Annotated in this window: 25 protein-coding genes and 1 tRNA gene; 10 read left to right on the top strand and 16 right to left on the bottom strand. The window is 54.7% G+C overall.

Going from position 1 to position 25,091, the window contains the following annotated elements; all coding sequences use genetic code 11:
• Window positions 1-17: 17 nt before the first annotated feature.
• Window positions 18-1,163, top strand: a complete 1,146-nt coding sequence (locus tag HCQ99_RS04850; RefSeq protein ID WP_166986747.1) for a glycosyltransferase — start codon at window positions 18-20, stop codon at window positions 1,161-1,163.
• Here the strand turns inward: HCQ99_RS04850 and HCQ99_RS04845 are convergent.
• Entirely contained in the window at window positions 1,160-2,269 is a 1,110-nt protein-coding gene (locus tag HCQ99_RS04845; RefSeq protein ID WP_166986744.1) for a DegT/DnrJ/EryC1/StrS family aminotransferase, read from the bottom strand. The genes HCQ99_RS04850 and HCQ99_RS04845 overlap by 4 nt on opposite strands.
• 105 nt (window positions 2,270-2,374) lie before the next feature.
• Here HCQ99_RS04845 and HCQ99_RS04840 point away from each other — a divergent pair, with 105 nt between their 5' ends.
• From HCQ99_RS04840 to HCQ99_RS04810, 7 genes are read left to right on the top strand one after another with little or no spacing between them, the layout of a single operon-like run.
• Window positions 2,375-3,055: a glycosyltransferase family 2 protein gene (locus tag HCQ99_RS04840; RefSeq protein ID WP_208317174.1), complete on the top strand. Its 681-nt coding sequence runs from the start codon at window positions 2,375-2,377 to the stop codon at window positions 3,053-3,055.
• Window positions 3,055-3,396, top strand: a complete 342-nt coding sequence (locus HCQ99_RS04835) for a DUF2304 domain-containing protein (protein WP_166986737.1) — start codon at window positions 3,055-3,057, stop codon at window positions 3,394-3,396. The genes HCQ99_RS04840 and HCQ99_RS04835 overlap by 1 nt, the downstream gene beginning before the upstream one ends.
• Window positions 3,397-3,422: 26 nt before the next feature.
• Entirely contained in the window at window positions 3,423-5,525 is a 2,103-nt protein-coding gene (locus tag HCQ99_RS04830; RefSeq protein WP_166986734.1) for a DUF6541 family protein, read from the top strand.
• 41 nt (window positions 5,526-5,566) lie between these two features.
• Window positions 5,567-6,553 carry a Gfo/Idh/MocA family protein gene (locus HCQ99_RS04825; protein ID WP_166986729.1) on the top strand — a complete coding sequence of 329 codons (987 nt, stop codon included), beginning with the start codon at window positions 5,567-5,569 and terminating at the stop codon, window positions 6,551-6,553.
• Between the two features lie 2 nt (window positions 6,554-6,555).
• Window positions 6,556-7,275, top strand: a complete 720-nt coding sequence (locus HCQ99_RS04820; protein WP_166986726.1) for a DapH/DapD/GlmU-related protein — start codon at window positions 6,556-6,558, stop codon at window positions 7,273-7,275.
• A 5-nt stretch (window positions 7,276-7,280) separates the two neighbouring features.
• Window positions 7,281-8,237 (top strand): ABC transporter permease, encoded by a 957-nt coding sequence (locus tag HCQ99_RS04815; RefSeq protein WP_243854571.1) that lies wholly within the window; start codon window positions 7,281-7,283, stop codon window positions 8,235-8,237.
• Window positions 8,221-9,030 carry an ABC transporter ATP-binding protein gene (locus HCQ99_RS04810; RefSeq protein WP_341747200.1) on the top strand — a complete coding sequence of 270 codons (810 nt, stop codon included), beginning with the start codon at window positions 8,221-8,223 and terminating at the stop codon, window positions 9,028-9,030. Before HCQ99_RS04815 ends, HCQ99_RS04810 begins: the two co-directional genes overlap by 17 nt.
• A gap of 24 nt (window positions 9,031-9,054) precedes the next feature.
• On the opposite strand, the gene HCQ99_RS04805 is transcribed toward HCQ99_RS04810, so the two are convergent.
• Genes HCQ99_RS04805 through galE form a run of 5 tightly spaced genes read right to left on the bottom strand, consistent with a single transcriptional unit; the run spans window position 9,055 to window position 14,744 of the window.
• The gene (locus HCQ99_RS04805) at window positions 9,055-10,380 is read right to left on the bottom strand and encodes a M20/M25/M40 family metallo-hydrolase (protein ID WP_166986722.1); all 1,326 of its coding nucleotides are present in this window, start codon (window positions 10,378-10,380) and stop codon (window positions 9,055-9,057) included.
• Window positions 10,377-11,267, bottom strand: a complete 891-nt coding sequence (locus tag HCQ99_RS04800) for a glycosyltransferase (protein WP_243854799.1) — start codon at window positions 11,265-11,267, stop codon at window positions 10,377-10,379. Before HCQ99_RS04800 ends, HCQ99_RS04805 begins: the two co-directional genes overlap by 4 nt.
• Window positions 11,264-12,301, bottom strand: coding sequence for a glycosyltransferase (locus HCQ99_RS04795; RefSeq protein ID WP_243854798.1), 1,038 nt, complete (start codon window positions 12,299-12,301; stop codon window positions 11,264-11,266). The genes HCQ99_RS04800 and HCQ99_RS04795 overlap by 4 nt, the downstream gene beginning before the upstream one ends.
• A 5-nt stretch (window positions 12,302-12,306) precedes the next feature.
• Window positions 12,307-13,695, bottom strand: a complete 1,389-nt coding sequence (locus HCQ99_RS04790; RefSeq protein ID WP_166986719.1) for an LCP family protein — start codon at window positions 13,693-13,695, stop codon at window positions 12,307-12,309.
• The gene (gene galE, locus HCQ99_RS04785; protein ID WP_166986716.1) at window positions 13,695-14,744 is read right to left on the bottom strand and encodes a UDP-glucose 4-epimerase GalE; all 1,050 of its coding nucleotides are present in this window, start codon (window positions 14,742-14,744) and stop codon (window positions 13,695-13,697) included. The genes HCQ99_RS04790 and galE overlap by 1 nt, the downstream gene beginning before the upstream one ends.
• Before the next feature lie 143 nt (window positions 14,745-14,887).
• Between galE and HCQ99_RS04780 the strand changes: the two genes are divergently transcribed.
• Window positions 14,888-15,997, top strand: a complete 1,110-nt coding sequence (locus HCQ99_RS04780) for a glycosyltransferase family protein (protein WP_166986712.1) — start codon at window positions 14,888-14,890, stop codon at window positions 15,995-15,997.
• Between the two features lie 6 nt (window positions 15,998-16,003).
• On the opposite strand, the gene purE is transcribed toward HCQ99_RS04780, so the two are convergent.
• The 8 genes from purE to HCQ99_RS04740 all read right to left on the bottom strand — a co-directional run bounded on the left by purE (window position 16,004) and on the right by HCQ99_RS04740 (window position 20,949).
• Entirely contained in the window at window positions 16,004-16,513 is a 510-nt protein-coding gene (gene purE / locus HCQ99_RS04775; RefSeq protein WP_166986708.1) for a 5-(carboxyamino)imidazole ribonucleotide mutase, read from the bottom strand.
• 31 nt (window positions 16,514-16,544) lie between these two features.
• Window positions 16,545-17,801, bottom strand: a complete 1,257-nt coding sequence (locus HCQ99_RS04770; protein WP_279586872.1) for a 5-(carboxyamino)imidazole ribonucleotide synthase — start codon at window positions 17,799-17,801, stop codon at window positions 16,545-16,547.
• A 14-nt stretch (window positions 17,802-17,815) separates the two neighbouring features.
• Window positions 17,816-18,289, bottom strand: a complete 474-nt coding sequence (locus HCQ99_RS04765; RefSeq protein ID WP_166986704.1) for a hypothetical protein — start codon at window positions 18,287-18,289, stop codon at window positions 17,816-17,818.
• A gap of 210 nt (window positions 18,290-18,499) precedes the next feature.
• A complete protein-coding gene (rplA, locus tag HCQ99_RS04760; RefSeq protein WP_166986701.1) occupies window positions 18,500-19,189 on the bottom strand; it encodes a 50S ribosomal protein L1 in 690 nt (229 codons plus the stop codon).
• Window positions 19,190-19,203: 14 nt separating this feature from the next.
• Window positions 19,204-19,626, bottom strand: coding sequence for a 50S ribosomal protein L11 (gene rplK / locus HCQ99_RS04755; RefSeq protein WP_166986697.1), 423 nt, complete (start codon window positions 19,624-19,626; stop codon window positions 19,204-19,206).
• Between the two features lie 183 nt (window positions 19,627-19,809).
• Window positions 19,810-20,544 (bottom strand): transcription termination/antitermination protein NusG, encoded by a 735-nt coding sequence (gene nusG / locus HCQ99_RS04750; protein ID WP_166986692.1) that lies wholly within the window; start codon window positions 20,542-20,544, stop codon window positions 19,810-19,812.
• Window positions 20,545-20,577: 33 nt separating this feature from the next.
• Window positions 20,578-20,835: a preprotein translocase subunit SecE gene (secE, locus tag HCQ99_RS04745; RefSeq protein WP_166986688.1), complete on the bottom strand. Its 258-nt coding sequence runs from the start codon at window positions 20,833-20,835 to the stop codon at window positions 20,578-20,580.
• Window positions 20,836-20,876: 41 nt separating this feature from the next.
• Window positions 20,877-20,949 (bottom strand) — tRNA-Trp (locus tag HCQ99_RS04740).
• A 107-nt stretch (window positions 20,950-21,056) separates the two neighbouring features.
• Between HCQ99_RS04740 and HCQ99_RS04735 the strand changes: the two genes are divergently transcribed.
• A complete protein-coding gene (locus HCQ99_RS04735; RefSeq protein WP_166986685.1) occupies window positions 21,057-22,259 on the top strand; it encodes a pyridoxal phosphate-dependent aminotransferase in 1,203 nt (400 codons plus the stop codon).
• Window positions 22,260-22,320: 61 nt separating this feature from the next.
• Here the strand turns inward: HCQ99_RS04735 and HCQ99_RS04730 are convergent, their stop codons facing one another.
• Together HCQ99_RS04730 and HCQ99_RS04725 are read right to left on the bottom strand one after the other, a co-directional pair.
• Entirely contained in the window at window positions 22,321-24,048 is a 1,728-nt protein-coding gene (locus tag HCQ99_RS04730; protein WP_166986682.1) for a dipeptide ABC transporter ATP-binding protein, read from the bottom strand.
• Window positions 24,045-25,091, bottom strand: a complete 1,047-nt coding sequence (locus HCQ99_RS04725; protein WP_243854797.1) for an ABC transporter permease — start codon at window positions 25,089-25,091, stop codon at window positions 24,045-24,047. Before HCQ99_RS04725 ends, HCQ99_RS04730 begins: the two co-directional genes overlap by 4 nt.

Below are 25,091 nucleotides of genomic sequence, written 5' to 3'. Positions count from 1 at the left end.
TAGAATAGCTAACAGCCATGGATATTGTTATTGCCAGCCGAATTTATAGACCCGAGCCAGGGGCCGCCCCCATCTATTTAGGCGCCGTGGTTGATGAAGCAACCTCCCGTGGTCACAGTGTTCGCGTGCTCACAGTGAACCTGCCCAAGCGTCGCAAACGACTGCCAACCTTGGAAAAAATAAAGTCATTCCCGGTCCTGCGTGACCGTGAGGGATACGTCCGCGGCTACATCCAATACATGAGCTTCGATATTCCGCTTGCGTGCAGACTGCTATTTTCTAAAAAACCGGATGTTGTTTTTGTTGAGCCGCCGCCAACTACGGGAGCGGTGGCACGGGTGATCTGCAAAATGCGTGGGATCCCCTACGTCTATCGAGCTGCAGACCTGTGGTCGGAGGCGGCAGCGCACGCCACTAAGTCACAGACGGTGCTTAGTATTTTACGTCGGATCGAGAAGTTTGCGCTGAACGGCGCTAAAGCGTTGACGACCGTTTCATCTAACGCGCGCAATCGTATTTTAGAGCTGGCACCGGCGGCAGAGGTGATCGTGGCTGGCACAGGAGCTGATACTGACTCTTTCCACTATTCACAGGCCCCAATCTCACCCTATTTTATTTATGCCGGAACATTCACTGAACTGCACGGGGCACAAATTCTGATCCCAGCATTTGCGAAACTGCTGCACCAAAAGCCAGAGTTTCGTCTCATTTTTGTTGGCAACTCCACAGTTAAAGACGAAATTATGGCCGCCGCGCACGAGTTAAATATCGCAGATCGTGTTGAAATACTTGATCCGCGTCCGGTCAGTGAGCTACTCCCGTTGCTGCAATCTGCAACAGCGAGCCTAGCGACCTTAGATCCGCAAGGTGGCTACGAGTTTGCATTCACGACAAAAATTTATTCGTCGCTTGCCGCGGGCTGCCCCGTCATATTTTCAGGTGTCGGCCCGACCAAAGATTTTCTCGATGAAAACCCCGAGCTGTTTAGCCTTCACACCAACTATGCAGTTGACGAAATATATGAGGCAATGCTCCAGTTCGCAAACGCACCTCTGCACGATTCTTCCCGCCGCGCGGTAGCAGATTGGACTGCTGAGAATTTCTCTCTTAAGGCGGCGGGAAGAACAGTTGTTAACGTGCTTGAAAAAGCGGCGGCGTCTTAAGCGCCAGCCCCGAGCACGGCGCTTACTCCGGATACGATCCGATCCAAATCCGCCTGCGATAGAGATGGGTGCACAGGCAGTGAGAGCACCTCTGCAGCCGCCTTCTCGGTTTCTGGCAGCTCTAAACCGGGTGCAAACTTCTCAAGCGATGGCAGACGGTGATTCGGGATCGGGTAGTAAACACCTGTGCCAACATTGTGCTCTTCACGCAGCGCACGCTGCAAGCGATCGCGTTCGGCCGCATCAACACGGATTGTGTACTGATGGTACACATGCACAGCTCCCTCGCGCACAACCGGCACGGTCACACCCGGCACGTTTGCGAGCGCATCGCTCAAAAAGCGTGCGTTGCGCTGTCGCTGCTCGGTCCACCCATCAACCTTTGTCAGTTGCACACGGCCTATTGCCGCGTGAATATCTGTCATGCGAGCGTTGAAGCCGACAACCTCGTTCGCGTACTGTGTTTCCATTCCCTGATTACGCAGCAAACGCACATTACGCGCGATTGTTTCAGTCGCACAGCTCACCATGCCGCCTTCACCGCTGGTCATGTTCTTAGTTGGGTAGAGGCTGAACATTGCAAAAGAACCGAAGGTGCCAACCGGGCGGCCGTTTAGGGAAGCACCGTGCGCCTGCGCCGCATCTTCAAAAATCTGTAGGTCAAACTCGTCTGCGATTGCCTGAATCTCATCGACCATGAATGGGTGACCGTAGAGGTGCACCGGCATGATCCCCTTAGTGTGTTCGGTCACCGCAGCGCGCACACTTGCCGGATCGAGCGTAAATGTATCCGGCTCAATATCAGCAAAAACAGGGGTTGCGCCCGTAAGTGCGACAGAGTTACCCGTAGCCGCAAAAGTGAATGATGGCACGATCACTTCATCACCGGGGCCGATCCCACTGGCGAGCAGACCAAGGTGCTGGCCGCTTGTGCCACTGTTGACCGCTACTGTTGCACGACCGCGCACAAAGTGCTCAGCGAACTCTTCCTCGAAGGCCGCAACCTCTGGCCCCTGCGCAATCATGCCGCTGCGCAGCACACGATCTACCGCCGCACGCTCTTCATCACCGATAAGCGGTTTTGCCGCTGGAATAAAGTCGGTCATAACGCCCAACCTTTCATAAATAATGAGTATTCACTAGCGAGATTACCCCTATATTGCGAATTTACAACGTTTTGAATCGCTCTCTGAGAGAATAGACACATGCCGATGACCCAGAGTGCACTCAATCACGACACCTTCGTGGTGATCCCGCTCTACAACGAAGCCACGGTCATAGCTGAAGTTATTGGAGAGTTAAAACAGCATTTTAAACACGTTATTTGTGTCGACGACGGCAGCACGGATGCGTCAGCAACGCTCGCAAAACAGGCGGGCGCTTTCGTGATCAATCACCCAATTAACCTCGGCCAGGGCGCCGCCCTGCAAACCGGGTTTGAATTTGCGCTGCAGCAAAACGCAGACTACGTCATTACCTTTGATGCTGACGGTCAACACCGGGTTGAGGACGCGCTGCGCATGCTCGAACGGGCGCGACGTGAAAATTTAGCGATTGTAGTCGGATCTAGATTCCTGGATACGCGCACCCAACCCGGAGCACTTAAAAAACTCGTTTTGAAAACCGCTGCTTTCGTTACGAATCTTGCCACCAGCATGAAACTCACCGATGCGCACAACGGGTTACGACTAATTCGCCGCGACGCGCTTAAAAAAATCGAGCTCAAACAGGATCGCATGGCGCACGGCACTGAAATTATTATTCAGCTCGGAAAGTGCGATCTACCCTGGGCTGAAGAACCTGTCGAGGTGCTCTACACCAGCTATTCAAAAGCTAAGGGTCAGTCACTCTTAAACTCAGTAAATATCTTGATTGACTTGGTGGTGCGTTAATGGCAATTCAGATTCTTCTGATCGTTGCGGTGATACTCGGCGTAGTATTCACTCTCAGAGCACTCCGTGGCGAGAAACAGCTCGCCATCAAAAGACTTGCAGCATTAGCTTTCGCGCTGCTCGCAATCGTCTCGATTCTCTTTCCAGGCTTAATCTCGAAAATAGCCAATTTTCTAGGTGTCGGTCGCGGCACTGATTTGCTACTGTATCTTTTTATTATTGCCGCAGTGCTATTCGGAGGCGCTGTAATTCGCGCAAAAGCTAGAAGTGACGCGCGGGTTACCAAGCTCGCGCGTGCCATGGCACTGTCCGAGGCAAACAAGCGCTACCAATCTAAGTAGTCGCAGCAGACTTTAAGGGTGATATTGTGAGCTGGCTCGCTTTCGGACTAATTTTCATAGTAAGTATTGCTGTTATCACTATCCCCGGTTTGCTCACAGCAATCTCACTGCGCCTGACAGGCATTGCGTTTTGGGCGTGCAGCATTGCAGCATCATTCGCAGTAATTGGAATAAGCACACTAGCTGCAGGTGCATTTGCCGTCAAATGGAATATTTTGCTCCCTCTCATCGTGGGAGTCATAGTCGGAATAGCTCTGCTGCCGTTTAGGCGCTGGCTGACACACTCAGATTATGCGTCGCAGGATCCCCGTCCCGTATCTGTCACTCTGCTAGCTGTTGTTCCGCCGCTTGTCACCCTGGCGGTTTTCTCACAAAGCGTTATTAACAACATTGGAGATCCAGAAAATTTCTCACGCAGCTTCGACAACCTCTTCCATCTAAACGCTGTCAACCATATTTTGGAGGGCGCTAGCCCCTCCCCCCTTAATTTCTCACTGACCAGCACTGACGGCACGACTGGATCCTTCTATCCAACTCTCTGGCACGCGACTGTGGCGTTGATAAGCCAGTTGAGCGGCGCAAGCGTTGCTGCCGCCACCAACGGGCTAACTTTTGCTGTGGCAGGCATTGTCTGGCCGGTAGCAATTCTGTTCTTTGTCTCACCGATTTTGCCAAACGGAAAACGATACCAGTTCGCAACCGCTCTGCTCGCTGGCTTATTTCCGAACTTCCCCTACCATCTCCTCTCCTGGGGGATCCTCTACCCTTCTCTGCTCGGGACCGCTCTTATCCCCATTGCGCTCGGTGCTGTGCTGCGAGCGCTAAACATCTATCCAAACCGCACATCAAACACTAAAATCGGGTATCTAGTTTTTGCCGCCGGTGCCTTGGGGGCGTCTGCTTTCGCTCACCCTAGCTCTGCTATCGCTGCGCTCATATTTATGCTGCCACTGCTGGTTACGGCACTAATCCGCAGCTTCAAATACGCTGATGCTCGAGAGAAATACGCTGTCGGTGCGTTAACTATTGCGGTTGTGTCAGCTCTCACAGTCGCATTCGTGGTGCTCAGAACTGGAGACAACGACAGGCAGTTTAATAGAACACCATTCATAGCGCTTGCGCAGTTCCTTTTTAACACCGTTCTAAATAACAATGCGGTTGCTGTCCCCATTTCATTACTGACGGTGAGCGGCCTACTGTTGCTAATCCTGATGCGCAAACATATCTGGCTCATTGTCTCTTGGGCTATCTCAGGCGCCCTTTATATTGTGGCGGTCAGCTTCCCAGACCCTCTGCGCACATTCATTACAGGAATTTGGTACAACGATGCGCATCGCCTAGCGGCTTATATTCCAATTTTCGCTATCCCGCTTGCGGCAATCACTGTCGGGTGGATAATTGGTAAGCTCAGCAGTGCAGCGGACCTTAAGCCTGTAGCGGGCTGGCGAGAATCAATGCAGCCCGCTATCGCTATTGCAGTTGTGTTTGGGTTGCTGTTTAGCGCTGGCAAAGGCGCCTCAATATACAATCAGCTGCACGACATATACTCGACCTTCGCTGATCCGGAAAATATCGCTTTTGTATCGGATGATGAGCTGCAGCTCCTTAAGCGGCTGCCTGATGAGCTTCCTGAGGATGCTCTGATCGCGGGTAACCCTTGGACGGGAACGAGCTTCGCGCAGGCAATTAGCAACCGTGACACTCTGTTCAAACACCTGCGCTTCCAAACCACACCTGAGAATGTTAAGCTCGCACACGAATTTGCTACTCTGCCAGCCGCAGAAGCTTGCACTCTCACCAGCCAACTCGGAATTACCCATATGCTCGACTTCGGTCCTGTGATCTATGAGGTTCGAGATCAAGATGAGGTAGAGGATCTCATCCACCAGGGAATTCTGCACGCTATTAAAACAGAGGTTGATGAGAATGGTGAAGTTGTAAAACCTATCACCCTCACCCTTCCTGTCGAAACTACCGCAACCGAGTTTGACGGTGAAATGATTCCAAGGCAAAAACCCATTAATCCGGAAGACTTCCCAGGTCTCAACTATTTGGATAGGTCTCCGATCCTGACGCAAATTGATGCAGAAGGAGACGCTAAACTCTACGAAATTACCGGTTGCAACTGATCGTAGCGCTAGCATTAAGGCACGAAGAAAAGAGGAATAACATGGCATTAAAATACGGCCTCATCGGCTTAGGTATGATGGGACGTCACCACGCCCGCGTCATCCGCGAACTCGAAGGTGCCGAGCTAGTTGCTGTTGCCGACGCGATGGGCGATCCGCACAATGTCGCTGGTAGCACGCCACTCTTCGACTCTGTTGACGGCCTGATCAGCGCCGGTATCGAAGTAGCGGTTGTTGCCGTGCCGACCGGATTCCACGAAGCCGTTGGGCTGAAGCTCGCCGCTGCCGGGGTGCACTCTTTGATTGAAAAGCCGGTCGCGCACAACTTAGAAGCGGCAGAGCGGCTGGTGACTGCGTTTGAAGAGGCTAATCTCACCGCAGCTGTCGGCCATATTGAACGCTTCAACCCGGCGCTAATTGAGCTGCGTAAGCGGATAGCAGACGGTGAGCTTGGCGAGGTGTATCAGATCCAAACCCGCCGTCAGGGGCCTTTCCCAGTCCGCATTGCAGACGTTGGTGTTGTGAAAGATATTGGCAGTCACGATATTGATCTCACCGCGTGGCTTGCTCAGTCTGCTTACCAACATGTTGCGGCAGAAACAACCCATCGCTCGGGGCGCGAACATGAGGATATGGTCGCAATCACCGGCAAGCTTGAAAACGGCATTATGGTCAACCACATCGTTAACTGGCTCACTCCGTTTAAGGAGCGCACCGTCGTTGTGACAGGTGAGCGTGGCGCTATGGTGGCCGACACCCTCACCGCTGACCTCACATACTACGAAAACGGTGTTGGCGAGGGAGACTGGCACGCCGTTACCAGTTTCCGCGGCGTCAGCGAAGGCACCGTAACCCGTTTTGCTTTGAATAAGACAGAACCGCTAAAGAACGAGCATGAAGCTTTCCGTGATGCGATTCTGGGCGTTCGTCAGGATCATGTCACCCTGCGTGAAGGTCTTGAGACTCTGCGCATCGTAGAAGCCGCTTTAGAGTCAGGCAAGTCTGGTAAAACCATAGAATTGATGTAACTATGTCCCATATAGCTGAAAGCGCATATATCGGCGAAAACGTCACGCTCGGTCAGAATGTGAAAATCGGCCCCGGCGCGGTGATACTCGGCCCTGCAACCATCGGCGACAACGTCTTTATTGGATCGGGGGCGCAGATTGGTGCGCCCGCAGAAATTTCCTCTCTGCCGCAAAACGCCGCTTGGGCCGGCCAGACCGGTGGAGCTGGCGTGGTTATCGCAGCCGGTGCGGTGGTGCGCGAACTTGCGGTTATTCATCAGGGGAGCCACCGCCCAACATATGTGGGCAAAGATGCTTGGATCCTAAATCGTGCCTATCTGGCGCACGACGTACAGATCGGTGATGGCACCACCGTTTCCGCGGGTGTCTCGATTGGCGGGCACTGCGAAATTGGCGAGCGGGTCAACATTGGCATGAATGCGGTCGTGCATCAGCGCAGGGTGATCGGCGGCGGCGCAATGGTCGGCATGGGCACACCGGTAACCGCGGATGTGCCGCCGTTCGCGAAAGTCTTCGGCACCCCACCACGCATCAAAGGCATTAACACTGTTGGTCTTCAGCGTGCGGGGTTCGCACCAGAACTGAGTGAGACTCTCGCGCTCGCCTATCAAAACCAGACACCCCTAACAGCAGCAGAGCTGCAACAAAAACTCGAATCACTGCAAGAACTCGTTGACTGGTGGGCTGAGCGTGCCAGCGATAAGGTTATGCAGGTTGGGTAGGCACGATGAGCGACTCCACTGAATCATACTCATACGAGGCAACCATTCCCTCGCTGCGACCAGAAATTGCTGAGCAGCGTGAGCAGGCAATGTCTGCACACTATGCGCAGTATAAAAACCACCCTGAGTTTCGCCGCCCCGGTCACAGCCGCGGCCTCATAGACGTCTTCAAAAACCGCTATCTGCTCTCCCTCCTGACCAATAAAGGAATCGCGACACGGTATTACGGTTCCGTGCTCGGCTGGGTGTGGTCGTATATTCGACCAGCAGCACAGTTTTTGATGTACTACCTCGTAGTGGGGCTGGTGTTCGGCGCAACTCGCGGCATCGACTTCTATCCCATCTACCTGTTCTGCGGCATCGTTGGGGTCGGCCTATTTTCTGAAATTCTCAGAAACGCCACCTCGAGTATCGTCGACAACAGAGGCCTTGTGCGCAAAATTTTTCTGCCGCGCGAGCTCTTCCCTGTTTCGTCAACCCTGGTGGCAATGGTGCACTTTCTGCCACAAGCCTCGCTGCTGCTCATAATCGCAATTATCTTTGGCTGGAAGTTCAGCTTCACCGCCCTCTTATCGCTTCTCGGCGGCGTGCTGCTACTGCTCGTCTTTGGGCTGGGTGTCGGCATGTTCTTCGGCGGTATCAACGCTATTTACCGCGATGCAAAGAATATTGTTGACCTAATTCTTATGTATTCCACCTGGGCCAGCCCGGTGCTCTACAGCTTCCAAATGATTCGCGACATTGCACCGAGTTGGTTCTACCACATCTATATGTCAAATCCGGTAACCGTTGCGATCGAGCTGATACACGATGGTATTTGGTTACCAATATCACCAGGCGCTGAACGTCCAGGGCATATGTCGATCTATATTCTCGCAGCAGTTGGTATTTCGATTCTGAGCCTGTTCTTTGGGCAGCTGTCATTCCGTAAGATGGAGGGTATCTTTGCACAGCGACTCTAACTTCCCGGTTGTTGATCCAAACCTCCCAAATCCGATGGAGGCACCGCGGCCCGGCGACACTTCTCCCCCGAGAATTGTGCTCAACGGAGTCACCAAAACCTTTGCAATTAAACACACTCAGTCAATGAAGGAAACCTTTGTTGCAAAGATTCGTGGCAAGCAAACATCCAGCAAATTCGAGGCATTAAAAGACCTCACATTTTCCGTTCCCGAAGGGCAGTCCGTCGCGGTTATGGGGCACAACGGTTCAGGCAAATCAACCACCCTAAAGCTGCTCTCGGGTGTTATGCAACCCGACGGCGGATGGGTGCGCACCCGCGGCACACTGGGCGGCCTGCTTGAGGTTGGCGCGGGCTTTCACCCGGATCTTTCCGGGCGCAAAAATGTGTATCTCAACGCCGCAATTTTGGGTATGAGCCGCGAAGAGGTTGATGCGAAATTCGATGCGATCCAAGAGTTCGCTGAGATCGGTGAATACATCGACACTGAAGTAAAATTCTATTCTTCCGGCATGTACGCAAGACTCGGTTTCGCAGTAGCGATCCACACACAGGTAGACACGCTGCTTGTTGACGAGGTGCTTGCTGTCGGTGACGCAAATTTCGCTAATAAGTGTATGGATCGGCTGGAAGAGCTGAAGGAACGCAACACCACCATGTTTATTGTGAGCCACAATGCAAAGCAGGTGAAGCGTCTCTGCGAGCGCGGGATCGTGCTAGATCACGGCCGCAAAGCGTTTGACGGCCCGATTGACGAGGCTGTCGAGTTCATGCGGGAGCACAACCGCAGATAGGTAGCGTAAAGTGTGAAACTCGCGCTATCCGATTCTGCGTCCCACTGCGGCGCGCAGTGCGGTTAGGGTGAGGTTGATCGATTCAACGTCGATACGCTCATTGTGCGCGTGAATGCGTTCACGGTACTGTTCATACGTCCACTGCGGGCTGAGCACGGCAAACCCATAAGCCGGAATGCCAAGCTCTCTGTAAAAGCGGCAGTCGCTGCCGCCAGCGGCGAGGAGCGGGATCGTGGGGGCGCCTGAAACCTCAGTTGCAACCTCACTCAGCACCTGAAAAAGATCGGAGTCGGTTGGCGACTGTGTGGCCGCCCACCCGAGCAGGTGTTTAATCTCAAAATCTGCACCCAAAGGCGCGAGTGTGTCACGCAAAATCTCATCAACCGCTGCGTCGTTAACACCGGGCAGAGTGCGAATATCTAGGGTTAGTGTGCCGCTTGCGGGAATCACATTGTGTGCGGATCCCGCGCTTACCTTGGTTGGCGCAAACGTCGTGCGCGAAATTGCATGCGCATAGCCAGCAATGACACCGAGCTGTGCGATCCCTTCTGCAACGGTGCTCGGGTGCCGCAGCTTTTCAGCTACGGTTTCATCACTGACGCGAGCGGTCACAAACGCCTGCCATGTTTCACCCAAAACTACAGGGGCTTTAGCTTCGCGCAAAAGTCGTTCTGCTTCTGCCAAAACCGAAACCGCGCCATTTGATCCGAAAGGAATAGAAGCGTGGGCGGGCACACCTTTAACCTTAATTTTGCGGCCGGCGCTGCCCTTTTCCCCCACTTCGATAGCCAGGTGATTACCGAACCGCATGCCGCCGGATTCACCGATAATCTCTGTTACCTCACGCATGATTGGGGCGTTTTGCAAAAGCCATTTAATGCCGCGCTCACCGCCTGCTTCTTCGTCGGCTACAGCGATCAGCAGCAGATCCCCGCGTGGTGGGCGACCGTCTTTAGCCGCGAGCGCGACTTCACGCAGAACAGTCGCAAATGAGGCGGTCAGAAAGAGCATATCGACCGCGCCCCGACCCCAAACTTCACCGTCGATGAGATCGCCGCCGAAGGGGTCGCGCTCCCAGGCCTCACGCTCAACTGGAACAACGTCAAGGTGGCCGAGCATGCCAACCTTTGGTGCGTTAGGATCGGTGCCTTTCACGCGCGCTACCAGCGAGCCACGGCCCGGCAGTGCTTCATAGACCTCAATCTCGGCGTCAGACCCGGCAAGGAAGTCTTGCAGCACCCGGACTGCCCGAATTTCCTGTCCGGCTTGGTCTGCGCCGTCGTTTACACACGCTGCACGAATCAGATCTTGCAGCAAAGTTACTGTTGTATCGAGCGGGTCAGCGATCATTTTGTTCCCCTTTCGCCCGGCAGACCGTTTGCCACAAAACGACTAAAAAGCCTACGCTTCAAACCTGCCGGAAGCAAGCGATAGGTGCCCTTAACAGCGCTGTTCACAATGAAACGCACAGGGCCGATAAACCCCGCCCGCAGCAACTGCCATTGAATGCGCACCTCGGTTATCAATGGTTCGATACCGCCACGGCGCTTATAAACTCCGCTCGCTGTCGTGTCGCCAACGTTGTATGCCAGCAGCGGTTCAGCAAGATTATCGACTTTGGCCCCGTTTGCGAGCATCCGGATAACGAGGTAGTAATCTTCCATCGATCCCATCTCGTCATAACCGCCAACCGCTTCAACCGCGCTTTTGCGGTACAGCATGGTTGGGTGGTTTACGGGATTGTGCGTCCGGATGTGTGTCCGGATAGCGGCGCCGGTGGGCGGCACTCGACGCATCCCGGGCGTTGTATGGTTGCTGCTGAACTCATACATGCCGGTGCCGAGCAGGTCAAGGTTGTCACGCTGCACCCGCGCCCATTGGGTGGCGAATCGCTCAGGCAGGCTCACATCGTCGGCGTCCATGCGCGCAACATACTCGTAACTGCAGGCTGCAAGGCCGTTATTGAGCGCGGCGCCAAGCCCCTGATTGCGCGCAAGTTTTATGATTTTTGTGCGGATCGGCGCTGCTGCCGCGATTGTTTCAAGCATTGCCGCAAGCTCCGGGCTCACCGGCCCGTCTTGCACGATCACCGCTTCTGCGGGGGCTAAGGTTTGTTCCTGCACGGAGCTTTCGAAGGCGCGTTTCAAATCGTGGGCGGTATCACCGGCATAAACACTCATCAGCAGAGTAAAAGGAGCAGTTTTCAGTGTGTTCTCTGTCTGCTTAGCGTCACTCATGCTTTGCTGCTCCAGCCGGCTGCGGTCTTTCTCTTGAAGGTGGGCTCTTCTAGGTGCGCGATGACCGCCGCCACATCATCCGGCACCCCAGCACCCAGTAGCACCTCACTGTTGTAGCGTGGTTTTGTGCCGATCCCGTCACGTAAACCCCTGCGCAGACAGTTCGCGAGCTGTTTGCGATTCGTGGAATTTTTTACTGTGCGCAGCCAGCGCCTAACTGTTGCTGCCCGATAGGCGTTACGCTCCCAGAGCTTTAACGCGCGCGACTGATTAAACACCCAGGTCTTGTTGCGCACTTCAAAGTAGAAGCGCTCACCCGGGTCTGTGTCGCTAGAGCCACGAAGTTTAGTTTTATGTGTGACAACCGAGTCTGGCACGAAAAGACCTCGCGCGCCACGCAACAGCCGGGCGGAGTATTCAAAATCATCGTTCCAGAGAAAGTAGTCTGCAACGGGAAGCCCTTCTGCAAGAATTCGCGGCACTCTAAGAAATGCGGATACGAAAGAAATAGAGCGGATCTCAGTGCCGCCGGCAGCGGCCGCACGCTTTTTCTCACGGTCAGCGGCGAGAATCTTTGGCTTAGGGGTGTTCATCGGGTGGTTATTGCCGTCCGTCCAAACGACCCGCGACCCCATAACAGCGAGCGAATCTTGACCGGCTGCAGCGAAACGAGCATGCGCCTGCAGCGCGTTTTCAAGGGCATCAGGGTGTGGCACCGTGTCATCATCCATAACCCAGACCCAGTCGCTCATCCGACCGTCACTATCCGGCAGCAGCGCGGCTGCGATACCCACCGTAAAACCACCGGCGCCGCCAGTATTCTGTGTGAGCTGAATCAGCCTGCCGCGGTTGCCCCAAACGGCAATAAAATCGGCTGCCAGCTCAGTAGCGCCGTCATCACTGGCGTTATCGACGACTATCAGTCTGTCTGGGCGTCGGGTTTGGGCACCCAGCGCGGCGAGCGCTTCGCGCAAAAGTTCCTTGCGGTTGTATGACACCAGCACCGCGGTGACATGCATTTCAACTGGATTCACTGTAGCTACTCTGTTTCTTCTGGTGCTGAGGCAGTTGCAACCGCGTCTCGCACAAGCTGCTGCACAGTCGCATAGTCTGGATCAGCGGTGTCTACTGCTGGCGGCACCAGTTCCAGACGCTGCACTGGATATTCTTTTGTCTTCATAACAAGTTCAGAAAATGTGCCGAGCATCGATTTTGGAATATCGGTGTCTGCAATGTAGCTGCCAGAGGCAGCAATCTCCTGGAAACGCAGCAGCACATTCTCCGGTGTCATCTGCGCCACAATAGCCGCCTGCAGTTCGCGCTGGCGCTCCATGCGGTCATAGTCACCACGGTCTGAGCCATAGCGGCTGCGCGCATACCAGATTGCTTCAAAGCCGCTCAGTCGGCGCTGCCCCGCTTCAACGTATCCTTCAACACCGTTCCCGTAAGCATCACCACCGATCGGCAGAGGCTCTTTCACATTAATATCCACTCCGCCGAGAGCATCAATCAAACGTTCAAAACTGTCCATGTTGATAAGCACATAGAACTGCACATGCAAACCTGTGGCGCCCTCAACGGCATCTTTTGTGCCCTCAATGCCCGGAGTCGAGCTTCGTTTAGTTGCTTTCGGGTAGAGCTCTGGAGTGAACTCCTGCACCTCGGTGTAGATGTGGTTCAGATAGCACTCACCGGTGTAGCAGTAGGTGCCGATACCAAAGCCGTCCGGGTGCAGGGTGTGCATCGGGCTGGATTCTGGGAACGGCGCGTGTTCAAGATTGCGCGGCAGACCGATAATTAGCGCCTGCCCAGTTTCAGCATCAACGCTGACTAACGAAATACTGTCAGGACGAATACCCTCACGATCTGCGCCAGCGTCGGTGCCGAGCAGCAGAATGTTGTAGCGCCCGTCCACCGGTTCCACCGCGGCTTGGTGGTTTTGGAAGAGATCATTGATAAGCCCGCGCCCGGCGTTAATAGTGTTGGCCGCCCACCCGGCTCCCAGCGCTGGCACAACTGTCAGCACGAGTGAGAGCAGCACAACGGGGAGTCGCCACGCGCTCTTCACCTTGCGCACGCGCACCATTCGCAGCGTGTCAAGACCCAACACCAGCCACAGCACCGCATAACCGATCAGCAGTATCTGGATTACCAGCAGCACCCAAGTGTTCGTGAGTAGGTTTATAAGAAAACTGCGCGAGAGAAAGAAACCCAGCGCGGCAAGCGCCAGTAAAGACCACATAAAAATTGAAGCTGCCAGCCCGAAGCGGCCTAGTTTCTTTTTACCCGCGGTAATCTGCGCGGTGCCCGGCAGCAGGAAGCCGAGCACAACCAACCAGCGAGCGCGCTTGGTCATAAACGGTTCTGAATTGGTATCTGGATACCTTAACGGTTGTTCCAACTGCGCTGCGAGCTGGCTTGTGGCCATTATGCAGTCACCTCCCCGTCTTTTGCATAGCCGTTCGGGTTTTGCGACTGCCAACGCCATGAGTCAGCACAGGCGTCAGCTAGTGAGCGGGTAGTCTGCCAGTTTAGTTCGGAGTTAGCTTTCCGCGGATCCGCCACACACTCTGCCACATCACCGGGCCGGGCGTCCACAATCTGATACGGCACAGGCCTGCCGCTTGCCTGTTCAAAAGCTGCAACAACCTCAAGCACGCTCGATCCTTTGCCGCTCCCGAGATTGTATTCAGCAACCCCCTCGCCCGCAGCCTCTAGCGCTGCGGCGTGCCCCTCAGCAAGATCCATAACGTGGATGTAGTCACGCACGCCCGTTCCATCAGGTGTTGGGTATGAGCTGCCGAAAACAGACAGCTGCTCTCTTTTACCCACAGCAACCTGCGCGACAAACGGCATGAGATTGTTTGGAATACCGCTCGGGTCTTCGCCGATGCGTCCAGATTCATGGGCACCCACCGGGTTGAAGTAGCGCAACAGCACCGCTCTGAACCCCTTTTGCACAACCGCCGCATCACGAATAATCTGCTCATTCATTGCCTTGGACCAGCCGTAGGGGTTTGTGAGACCGACCCCAACCTGCTGTGTCTCAGCGATCGGGTTCGTCTCAGGGTCTCCGTAGACCGTTGCTGAGCTTGAGAAAACCAAGCGATTGATGCTGTGCGCACGCATCTGATCGAGCACGTTTAGTGTTGAGTTAATGTTTGTGCGGTAGTAGCGGGTTGGCTGCGCAACGGACTCACCAACAGCTTTTAAACCCGCGAAGTGGATCACCGCGTCTAATTCACCGCCAAGAGCCGCAGCGGCATCTGTAAACGCTTGTGCGGCGGCCTTTTGGTTCGCAAGATCCGCCTCCACCATCGGCACAGCTTTGCCCACAATTTCAGCAACGCGCCGCACCGCCTCTGGGTGAGCATTTGAGTAGTCATCAACAATCACGACTTCGTGCCCGCGTTCGGCGAGAACAACAGCCGTGTGTGAGCCAATGTAGCCGGCGCCGCCGGTCAGTAAAACGCGCATAACTATAAGGGTACCTGTGATTTTATTGCGCTGTGTGTGCTAGCCACTCTTAGATGTCTGTTGCGGTGGTGCGTCACCAGCAATTCTCTAGCATCTGCGCTCTAAAATTAACACTGTATTGATTTGCTTTCGGGAGGATTCCGATGACTGTTCTAAACGTCATAGGTGAGACGTTTTTTGATCACGATCACGAAGCAAATCGCTTTGCGTTGCAAGATCTCACAGCGGCTCTGCTTGCAACAGCACCCCGCGGTTGCAAAATTGAGTATCTGCTCCCGCGCGGCTCGCAGCTGCCTCAGATTTCCGATCCGAATCTGACTATTTCTGAAATTCCGTTAGCGGCAAAAACTCTGCCAGTAGTGTGGCGTGCTAGCGCAGCAGCGAATCCTTTGAGCGGTGAGTTTGTGCACGCCCTAACACCCCTGGCTCCAACGAGCCCGCTTTCGAATGCGGATGGCACCCAAGTCACCGTGTCCGTGACGCATCTGCCAGAGGCGAGCGTCGGTTCACCGCTCAATCCTGTTACCCGTGCACCGCGGGCGCTTTTGAAACGTGCAATAAAAAATGCGAACAGAATTCTCGCAACCTCCCACACGCTTGCAGAAAAATTGCAGGCGCAGCACGGTGCCACGCGTGTCAATGTTGTTCCGTTGGCGGCCCCTACCGAGTTTCTGCCCGGCGATAACGCGAAAAAGCGTCGTCAAGAACTTAGTCTGCCGAAACACTATATTGTCACCACTGCGGCGGCCGGCAGCGCAGAATTGGAATCATTGGTGAAAGCGGTTACCGCTGTGCGCGGGGCACCGCAATTGGTGGTGCTCGACACAAGTTTTAATTTTCTTTCGGATCAATCGGCTACTGCCGACAGCGCTACACCAGCTGCCGCAGATAATCGGGTCTGCTACCCAGCACTTGAAGCAGCGACAGATATTGGTGCTGTGCTTGCTGGAGCAGAGCTCTTAGTGCTGCCGCAGCAGCACTTAGAGGCTGGCTATGAGGTGTATGCTGCGCTTGAGGCTGGCATCCCAATTGCGCACGCTGAGCACGATGAGGTCACTGAATTTGCGCAGGAAGGCAGTGTCGTATTCAGCAATCAGGAGACACTTGAGCGCCTGCTACAAGATCTTTTCGATAGCGACTCCCAGGCTAGCGCGCAGTTGCAAACGCTTCAGGTGCTAGCCGCAGATCGTAGTGGCGTCTACTCATGGGATCGAGTCGCCCGTGAAATCTGGCAGATTCACGCTGAGATTTAAGCGCTCCTAGGCCTCAGCCGCAACCCGCTCTTGCAGCGCTTGATCTTTAGCGGCCACCTGCTGCTCCAAACTGCTCGCATACTGCGCGAGTTTCTGGCTCACCGCCTGGTCGTTTGCACCAATAATACGTGCGGCAAGAATTCCAGCATTTTTCGCACCGCCGATCGAGACAGTTGCTACCGGTATTCCGCCGGGCATCTGCACTATCGAAAGCAGTGAATCTAGGCCGTCAAGCTTATCTAGCGGCACTGGCACACCGATAACCGGCAGTGTGGTCATTGAGGCAACCATTCCCGGCAGGTGGGCAGCCCCACCGGCGCCAGCAATAATTACTTGCAAACCACGTGCAGCTGCTGACCGGGCATAATCGACCATTTTCTCTGGCGTGCGATGGGCGCTCACAACCGACACTTCGTGTGCGATACCAAACTCTCGCAGTATCGCCACAGCATCTGCCATAACTCGGTAGTCAGAGTCGGATCCCATAATTACTCCGACCAGTGGCGTTTGCGACATCTTTTCTCCTGCAGCTTATTGGGGTTAGAAGTTAGTTGTTGAAAACGGCGGCAGCTGCCCGCGCATAATCAAGAGTCTCTGCCAGATCACTCCCAGTCACAGTGACGTGACCAACTTTGCGACCGGGGCGTGGATCTTTACCGTATGAGTGAAATTTAGCGCGCGGGAATGCTGCGAGCGCCTCATGGTAGCGCACCGGCATCGGGCCTTCAGCCGGCCCGCCGAGCACATTGATCATAACCGCAACTTTTGCTGTGGCTGCTGTGCTACCAAGCGGTAGGTCTGTAACCGCACGCAGGTGCTGCTCAAACTGGCTGGTGACACTTCCCTCGATTGAGAAGTGTCCGGAATTGTGCGGGCGCATCGCCAGCTCATTAACCAGTAAGCGACCGTCTGCTGTTTCAAACATTTCAACCGCCATAACACCCGTCACACCAAGCCCTGTAGCAATCTGTTCACCAATGCTGCGAGCAGTGTTTGCCAGCGCAGTGTTTTGGCTGTCGCCTGCCGACGGTTTTGCTGTCTGTGCGGCAGCGGTTTGTTCGTTTGCGGTTCGCTCTACCGCGGGGGAAACAACCTCAGCGCACACACCGTCGCGCTGCACAGTTTCAACAACCTCCCAAGCTGCGATCTCGCCGCTTGGGCGCCGTGCGACAAGCTGCGACAGTTCACGCGTAAAGTCAACAAGCTCTTCAACCAGAAGCGCTTGTGCAGCCTGGCCTGGCTCATTTTCTGCTTTTTCCGTATCGGTGTTTGCTAGTGCGGCGAACCAATCAGCCACCTCAGCAGCGGAACTAACGACTCTAACTCCCTTACCGTCGTAGCCACCGCGAGCTGTTTTCACGACCGCACACCCGCCGTGCTCAGCTATAAACGCAGTCAGTTCATCAGGATCAGAAACTGATGCCCACTCAGGCACCGGCGCACCAATTTCTGTGAGCTTTTGGCGCATCAAAATTTTGTCTTGCGCGTACTGCAGCGCGGCGGGGGTTGGATGCACCCGCACACCGTCGGATTCAAGCGCTTCAAGAATGGCTGGTGGCACATGCTCGTGGTCGAAGGTGACAACATCAACTGTCTTAGCAAACTCACGCACCGTTTCAAGGTCGCGATAGTCGCCCTCTGCATCAGCTGCACGAGCGGCGCTCATATTCGGCCCCTCTGCGAGAACACTAATATCGAGCCCCAGATGAATTGCTGGGGGCACCATCATGCGCGCTAACTGCCCCGCTCCGATTACGCCAACACGTATTTTACCGGGAGCATCTGCATTCAGTGGTGTCGTCAACGTTTACCTCCTAGTTAATTGTAATGCGCCCGCACATCGTCTCTGGCCGTCTCAAATATTGTTTCGTATTTCGCAGTGAGATCTTCGTCTGTGTAGCAGACTTTAAGTTTTCGCTGCTGCGGCAACGATTTGCCTGAACTGTAGCTTGTTGTCTGCTCGCTGCGGTCGCTGCTGCTTAGCCCCCTAAGCTGCGCGACAGCTGTCTCCGGCAGTTTTATCTCTGCCCAGGCATCTCTCGGCATCTCACCAACCGTCTCAGAGATATCCGCAATATTAGTGACATGCGCCGCTCGCAACTGCGCTATATATTCACGCCCCAGCGGAAACAGCCAGATTAGTTGCCAGCTAACATTTTTCGGCACTCCATAGTCGCGACAGAATTTACGTCGTCGCTGTTGGCAGATTATGAGCGTCACAATCGCAGCGCACACAAGCAGCACAGTCGCACCAAAAACGATCTGCATAACTGCGGTTGTGTCTAAACTCATACCACCAGCCAAACATAGTTATTGTGCAGGTGTTTAACTGCAGGTGGATCTGTGGAAATCCTCACATGTTTTACGATTACCCACAGTTTGTTACAAACATTGCCGACCCGTAAGAGTTTGGTTAAGGCTGAGCCGCCCGATACAAAGAACTTTCATAAAAAAATTGGGGCCCCACCGTGCGGCGGAGCCCCAAAAACAATCAACCAGTGTTTAGAGACCGGTTACATCGAGCGGGATACCAGGACCAAAGGTGGTTGAAACCGCACCCTTGATAAAGTATTTACCCTTCGATGATGCTGGCTTAAGACGTGCAATCTCTTCCAGCGCAGCATTGATGTTGTCAGTCAGCTGCTCTGGGCTGAATGATGCTTTACCAACGATGAAGTGCACGTTAGCGTGCTTGTCAACGCGGAACTCGATCTTACCGCCCTTAATGTCTGTCACAGCCTGTGCAGCATTTGGGGTAACAGTGCCGGTCTTTGGGTTTGGCATCAGGCCACGTGGACCGAGCACCTTACCAAGACGACCAACCTTACCCATCATGTCGGGAGTTGCAACTGCTGAATCGAAGTCGGTCCAGCCTGCAGCAACCTTTTCGATAAGCTCATCGCCGCCCACCTCGTCTGCGCCAGCAGCGATAGCTGCCTCAGCAGCAGGGCCAATAGCGAAAACGATCACACGTGCGGTCTTACCGGTGCCGTGTGGCAGAGAAACGGTGCCGCGCACCATCTGATCAGCCTTGCGTGGATCAACGCCGAGCTTCACAGCAACCTCAACGGTGCTGTCAGTCTTTGCTGAGCCGGTCTCCTTAGCGAGGGTTACTGCCTCTGCTGGAGTGTAAAGTTTGCCTGCCTCGATCTTTTCGGCAGCGGCGCGGTATGCCTTTGACTTCTGAGCCATTTTCTACGCCCCTCCTATTCGACCGTAATGCCCATTGAGCGAGCGGTGCCCGCGATGATAAGTTCTGCTGCGTCAAGATCGTTAGCGTTTAGATCAGCCATCTTCTGCTCTGCGATCTGACGTACCTGGTCGCGAGTAACCTTTGCGACCTTCACGGTGTGCGGGGTGCCTGAACCCTTCTGCACGCCTGCAGCCTTCTTCAAGAGCTCAGCTGCTGGTGGAGTTTTAAGCACGAAATCGAATGAACGATCATCGTAAACAGAAATCTCTACAGGAATAATGTTGCCGCGCTGTGATTCAGTCGCTGCGTTGTATGCCTTGCAGAATTCCATGATGTTGACGCTGTGCTGACCGAGCGCAGGACCTACAGGAGGTGCTGGGTTAGCGGCGCCAGCAGGGATCTGAAGTTTAATCAGACCCACAACTTTCTTCGCCATGAGTTTTCCTTTCATCGAAGCCCGTGGGCCTCTCCCACGCGACAGTATTTCTGTCGGCGGTAGTTGCGCCGTTGTGGCGCGCCCCGAAACACGTGAGTTTTGGGGCACTTCACCGATGCGGTGAAGGTTACTTACCAAGCTGGCAAGTAAGTGCACCGAAAATCGATGCACAAGTCTCTAATTTTAGACCATCTTTTCAATCTGGTCGAACCCGAGCTCAACCGCGGTTTCACGGTCAAACATCGCAACAAGCACAACAACCTTGCCGGCTGCCGCATTGATCTCGTTGATCGTTGCTGGGTAGCCAGCGAATGGGCCACCGGTGATGGTGATGGTCTCGCCGCGCTCGAAATCAATGTCAACATTGCCAGCAGCGGCAGCACGCGCAGCCGCCTCGCCCTTGCCTTCGCCATCAATCTCAACCGTTGACTTCAGCATCTCGAAAGCTTCGTTGAAGCGCAGCGGAATTGGATCCTGTGCGTTACCAACGAATCCGGTAACACCAGGTGTGTGGCGCACAACAGACCAGGTTGTCTCATTCAGGTTCATGCGCACCATCACATAGCCGGGAATGCGCACACGCGAAACCATCTTTCGCTGGCCGTTGCGCACCTCCATGACTTCTTCCATAGGCACTTCTACTTCGTAGATGTCTTCGGTCGCCTTCATGATCTCGCGACGGTGCCACAGATTCTGCTTTACCTTGCGCTCATAGCCCGCGTAGCTGTGAATGACGTACCATTTACCGGGCTTGCGGCGCAGCTCGCGCTTAAATTCTTTGTAAGGATCAACTGCGCGATCCTCACCCTCTGCGCTATCTGCATCAACAGCGGCAGCAGTGGCCTCGCCATTCGCCTCCACAGCAGCTTTGTCAAGCGCGTTTTCGAGGGTTTCCTCCACGTTATTTTCAGAAGTCATACAATCGCTCCTTAATAGCTATTGAGCAAGCTCTTAGTAGCTTGAGCCGTCGAACAGGAATGAGGTCGCCAAACCAAACAACTGGTCGATGACTGTCACAAACAGCATCATCAGCACAACAAACCCGAGCACCACAAGGAAATACTTCCAAAGCTCTTTACGAGTTGGAGTGGTTACCTTCTTCAGCTCAACAAAAACCTGCTTGATGAAGAGAATGATGCGCGCAAAAATATTTGGCTTTTTGCCTGCTGCCCGACCCGCCGCAGATGCCTGGATCTCAGTGCTGCTCACGCATTTTCCTCTCTTAACCAACCCACTGTGTGAGTTATTTGCAGGGCGGACAGGACTCGAACCTGCAACCTGCGGTTTTGGAGACCGCTGCTCTACCAATTGAGCCACCGCCCTTTGGGTGATTTTTATGTGTTGCGGACATAAAAATTAATGCTATTTACTAGCACCTGTCAAGCATACGGTATAACGCTCCGATTGTCTAACTGCACTATGATAAAGACATGACAAGGGAACGTGTTTCAAAGAAGATGGCGGCAATCGCCGAGTCAGCAACGCTCAAGGTTGACGCAAAAGCGAAAGCCCTCAAAGCCGAGGGTCGCCCGGTAATTAGTTACGCTGCGGGTGAGCCTGATTTCCCAACCCCACCCCACATCGTAGATGCAGCACGCGCTGCGCTCGATGATCCGGCAAACTTCCGCTACACCGCGGCAACGGGTCTCCCAGAATTGCGCAAGGCAATTGCCGAGAAGACTAAGCGCGACAGTGGCATTGAGGTGGATCCTGCACAGATTATCGTCACCAACGGCGGTAAGCAGGCGGTTTATATGGCTTTCCAAGCAATTATTAACCCCGGCGATGAGGTTATTTTGCCTGGCCCGTACTGGACCAGCTACCCTGAGGCGATTGCACTGGCTGACGGGGTTGCCGTGCCGATTTATGCAGGGGCAGATCAAAACTATAAGGTCACTGTCGAGCAGCTTGAGGCTGCCCGTACAGAGCGCACTAAAGCTGTTGTGTTCGTGTCACCATCAAACCCAACCGGGGCTGTCTACAACTTTGAAGAGACAAAGGCTATCGGTGAATGGGCGCTCGCAAACGGCGTGTGGGTGATTACCGATGAGATCTACCAAAATCTCACCTACGGTGGCGTAAAGGCTGTCTCAATTGTTGAAGCTGTGCCAGAGCTCGCTGAGCAAACACTGCTTGTGAACGGTGTCGCTAAAACCTACGCTATGACCGGTTGGCGTTTGGGGTGGATGGTCGGCCCTGCTGACGCAATTAAGGTTGCCGCGAATCTCCAGTCACACCTCTGCAGCAACGTCAACAACATTGCGCAGCGCGCAACGATTGAGGCTTTGACGGGCGACACTGCGCCGATTGAAGAAATGCGTCAGGCCTTTGAGCGTCGTCGTGCGCTCATCGTTGCTGAGCTAAATAAAGTGCGTGGTTTCAACTGCCCAATGCCTGAGGGCGCTTTCTACGCTTACGTCGATGTTTCTGAGGTGCTCGGCACTGAGGTTGCCGGCAAGACCCCGCAGACATCACTTGAGCTCGCCGACATCATTCTTGAAGAGGCCGAGGTCGCGGCGGTGCCGGGCGAGGCGTTCGGCCCGAGCGGCTATCTGCGTTTCAGTTACGCCCTGGGCGATGAGGCGCTGGTTGAGGGCATCCAGCGCCTGCAAAAACTGTTTGGCACAAAATAGTCTCTGACATCTAAAAAGCCGGTCTGGATGGTAAAGCAGACCGGCTTTTTAGATGTAACGGTTAGTTAATCCCAGCTGCGGCGCGCAGCTTCCGTGCCAGCTCGCGACGCTCTGCCTGCTCGGCAGGATCTGGCACTGGCAGTGAAGCTAAGAGACGCTGCGTGTAAAGCTCCTGCGGATCGCTCAACACCTGCTGCGCCGGCCCTGCTTCAACAAGCTCGCCGTGGAAAAGCACACCCACCGTGTCAGCCAAAGCATCAACAACAGCCAAATCGTGGGTGATGAAGAGAGACGCGAAACCCAGTTCGTGCTGCAACTCCGCAAACAGCTCAAGCACACGCGCCTGCACGCTTACGTCTAAGGCACTTGTCGGTTCATCAGCAATCAACAGTTTCGGATCAAGCGCCAAACCTCGCGCTAATGAGGCACGCTGGCGCTGCCCGCCGGAAAGCTCGTGCGGGAAGCGGTCACCATAGCTCCGCGGCAGCTGCACCGCCTCCAACAGCTCATCGACTCGCGCGCGAGCAGCAGAAGCGTCTTTCGCTTTACCGTGCACAATCAACGGTTCAGCAACGTTCTCAGCAATCGTTAGCAGCGGATTAAAGCTTGATGCGGGATCCTGGAAAACAAATCCAATGTCTTTGCGCAGCGGTTTAAAAGCCTTCTCTTTAAATCCGACCATCTCGTGGCCGAAAACCTGCAACGACCCGCCAGTAGCTTCGGTGAGACCCGCAATCGCGCGCCCAATTGTTGACTTACCTGAGCCGGACTCACCGACGAGGCCATAAACCTCACCGCCCCGAATTTCGAAGTCAACACCGCGCACAGCTTTAAAACCGGGGCGCCCCAAGCGGCCCGGATACTGGATCTCTAGACCGCGGGCTGCAACTAAAACTTCGCCCTTCGGCTTCGGCTCATGTGCAATACCTGCGGCATGCGCAGCAGCTTCAGCCTCATGCACACTGGCCGCACGGATCCGCCCATCGCCGAGCTTCAGCACAGCGCCGAGCAGAGTCTTTGTGTAGTCCTCCTGCGGGTGTTTAAAAATCTGCTCAACCGAGCCGGTCTCAACAACCTTGCCTTGATACATCACAGCAACATCATCGGCCAGATCGGCTACCACACCCATATTGTGGGTGATCAGCAGAATTGCTGTTCCCAGCTCATCGCGCAGCCTGCGCAAGAGGTCGAGAATTTCCGCCTGCACCGTCACATCAAGCGCGGTCGTTGGCTCATCAGCAACAATCAAACCCGGGCGCAAGGCCAGCGCCATCGCAATCATGACGCGCTGTTTTTGCCCGCCAGACAGCTGGTGTGGGTAGTAGTCGAGACGCGCTTCAGGGTCTGGCAGACCCACCAGCTTCAGCATCTCAAGCACCTTGGCGCGCAGCTCTTTTTTCGTGTATTTGCCGTGCGCCCGCAACCCCTCTGCAATCTGCCACCAGATTGGAAACACCGGGTTCATCGCAGTTGACGGCTCTTGGAAGACCATCGCCACGTCACGCCCGCGCGCTTTTCGCAGTTCATCTTTGCTCAGCGTAATTACATCGCTGACGCCGCCGCGCTCAGTGGTGTTCGCAAGCAAAACAGCGCCGTTTGTAGCCGCGGTCTCCGGCAGCAAGCCCAAAACCGTGCGTGCCGACACGGTTTTACCCGAGCCAGACTCGCCAACCACCGCAAGCACTCGACCCGGAGCAACCTGCAGTGACACGCCATCAACCGCTTTTACCGGCCCCCGGTCGGTCGAAAAAGTAACCTCAAGGTTTTGAATATCTAGCACCTGATTCATCGGGCACCTCCTTCACTCGTGCCTGCTTCTTTCGGATCAGCCGCGACCTCCCCGGCTGCAGCAGAGCCCGCCGCTACATCAGGTATTGTCACAACAGAGGTGTTCGCGACGGTGCCCGATCCTGCAACAGCACGTCGGCGGCTGCGCAGACGTGGGTCTGCCAGATCGTTGAGTGACTCACCTGTGAGGGTGAGTCCGACCACGACGAGCACAATTGCAAGTCCAGGCCACAGCGCCGTCCACCAGACACCGTTTGTTACATCGCTGAGTGATTTGTTCAGATCGTAACCCCACTCAGAGGCAGAGTTTGGCTCGATACCGAAACCCAAGAATCCAAGACCTGCCAAAGTCAGGATCGCCTCAGATGCGTTCAGCGTAAACACCAGCGGCAGCGAGCGGGTCGAGTTGCGGAACACGTGGCGGAACATGATCCGCATGTGGCTTGCGCCAACAACGCGCGCAGACTCCACAAATGCTTCTGCTTTGATGCGCACAACTTCTGACCGCACGACGCGGAAATACTGCGGAATAAACACAACTGTGATCGAGAATCCCGCGGCCAATATACCGCCCCACATGCTCGATTGACCGCCGGAGATCATAATCGACAGCACAATCGCAAGCAGCAGTGACGGGAACGCATACACCGCATCAGAGATCATCACGAGCACACGGTCAATAACACCGCCAATGTAACCCGAAATAAGACCGAGCAGTGAGCCGATAAAGATAGATGCGAGCACGGCGATTACAATAACGAACAGCGCTGTCCGGCTACCCCAGATAACACGGGATAACACGTCGTATCCAGCGATAGTTGTGCCCAACGGGTGGGCTATGCTCGGCGCTGACAGAGATCCAAAAGATCCGTTTTCGTTTGACAGCTGATTGTGTGAGTACGGCGCCAACAGCGGGGCAAACACCGCAACAACCACAAACAGGCCGACGAGCGCGAGACCCACCGTGAGCATAAAACGCTGCCAGCCAACAGACATCCGATACTGCTTAATCAGTGGCAGGTTGTGCCATTTCTTTACAGTCAT

The organism is Canibacter zhoujuaniae (assembly GCF_011752015.1).
Lineage (GTDB): Bacteria > Actinomycetota > Actinomycetes > Actinomycetales > Microbacteriaceae > Canibacter > Canibacter zhoujuaniae.
This window is presented reverse-complemented; position numbering and strand designations above follow the sequence as displayed.

What these genes read in the sequence shown, in the direction of transcription:
- HCQ99_RS04735 (WP_166986685.1), top strand. Translation starts at nt 21,057, where the DNA reads ATGACAAGGGAACGTGTTTCAAAGAAGATGGCGGCAATCGCCGAGTCA.
- HCQ99_RS04765 (WP_166986704.1), bottom strand. Translation starts at nt 18,289, where the DNA reads ATGAGTTTAGACACAACCGCAGTTATGCAGATCGTTTTTGGTGCGACT.
- HCQ99_RS04800 (WP_243854799.1), bottom strand. Translation starts at nt 11,267, where the DNA reads ATGAGTGACGCTAAGCAGACAGAGAACACACTGAAAACTGCTCCTTTT.
- HCQ99_RS04825 (WP_166986729.1), top strand. Translation starts at nt 5,567, where the DNA reads ATGGCATTAAAATACGGCCTCATCGGCTTAGGTATGATGGGACGTCAC.
- HCQ99_RS04835 (WP_166986737.1), top strand. Translation starts at nt 3,055, where the DNA reads ATGGCAATTCAGATTCTTCTGATCGTTGCGGTGATACTCGGCGTAGTA.
- HCQ99_RS04820 (WP_166986726.1), top strand. Translation starts at nt 6,556, where the DNA reads ATGTCCCATATAGCTGAAAGCGCATATATCGGCGAAAACGTCACGCTC.
- HCQ99_RS04850 (WP_166986747.1), top strand. Translation starts at nt 18, where the DNA reads ATGGATATTGTTATTGCCAGCCGAATTTATAGACCCGAGCCAGGGGCC.
- HCQ99_RS04840 (WP_208317174.1), top strand. Translation starts at nt 2,375, where the DNA reads ATGACCCAGAGTGCACTCAATCACGACACCTTCGTGGTGATCCCGCTC.
- nusG (WP_166986692.1), bottom strand. Translation starts at nt 20,544, where the DNA reads ATGACTTCTGAAAATAACGTGGAGGAAACCCTCGAAAACGCGCTTGAC.
- purE (WP_166986708.1), bottom strand. Translation starts at nt 16,513, where the DNA reads ATGTCGCAAACGCCACTGGTCGGAGTAATTATGGGATCCGACTCTGAC.
- rplK (WP_166986697.1), bottom strand. Translation starts at nt 19,626, where the DNA reads ATGGCGAAGAAAGTTGTGGGTCTGATTAAACTTCAGATCCCTGCTGGC.
- HCQ99_RS04845 (WP_166986744.1), bottom strand. Translation starts at nt 2,269, where the DNA reads ATGACCGACTTTATTCCAGCGGCAAAACCGCTTATCGGTGATGAAGAG.
- rplA (WP_166986701.1), bottom strand. Translation starts at nt 19,189, where the DNA reads ATGGCTCAGAAGTCAAAGGCATACCGCGCCGCTGCCGAAAAGATCGAG.
- HCQ99_RS04790 (WP_166986719.1), bottom strand. Translation starts at nt 13,695, where the DNA reads ATGGCCACAAGCCAGCTCGCAGCGCAGTTGGAACAACCGTTAAGGTAT.
- galE (WP_166986716.1), bottom strand. Translation starts at nt 14,744, where the DNA reads ATGCGCGTTTTACTGACCGGCGGCGCCGGCTACATTGGCTCACACACG.
- HCQ99_RS04815 (WP_243854571.1), top strand. Translation starts at nt 7,281, where the DNA reads ATGAGCGACTCCACTGAATCATACTCATACGAGGCAACCATTCCCTCG.
- HCQ99_RS04780 (WP_166986712.1), top strand. Translation starts at nt 14,888, where the DNA reads ATGACTGTTCTAAACGTCATAGGTGAGACGTTTTTTGATCACGATCAC.
- HCQ99_RS04805 (WP_166986722.1), bottom strand. Translation starts at nt 10,380, where the DNA reads ATGATCGCTGACCCGCTCGATACAACAGTAACTTTGCTGCAAGATCTG.
- HCQ99_RS04730 (WP_166986682.1), bottom strand. Translation starts at nt 24,048, where the DNA reads ATGAATCAGGTGCTAGATATTCAAAACCTTGAGGTTACTTTTTCGACC.
- HCQ99_RS04725 (WP_243854797.1), bottom strand. Translation starts at nt 25,091, where the DNA reads ATGACTGTAAAGAAATGGCACAACCTGCCACTGATTAAGCAGTATCGG.